Source organism: Desulfosporosinus burensis (genome assembly GCF_054657535.1).
In genome coordinates, this window is sequence record NZ_BAAHYN010000128.1 from 1 (window position 1) to 202 (window position 202).

The 202-nt window shown below is 39.6% G+C and carries 1 pseudogene; it reads right to left on the reverse strand.

Going from position 1 to position 202, the window contains the following annotated elements:
- A pseudogene (locus tag ACYQ3Q_RS28695) lies at positions 1 to 202 on the reverse strand (HEAT repeat domain-containing protein); the annotation flags it as partial.

Genomic DNA, 202 nt, shown 5'->3' on the forward strand with positions numbered 1-202 from the left:
TTCACGCAAAGTCCAATCAATCAGTCGAATTAATACTTCCTGATTTTGACCCAGCAAAGTTCCTTTGGCCAATTCAAAATCATGAATTGAAATAGCCCTCTTCAACTGTTCCCCAAGTTTAGGGAGCAAATAACCAGCGATGGTTTGCGCGCTTTTTTCACTAAGGGTTAATTTGCCGGCTTTGTTCTTTTGAATATAATGG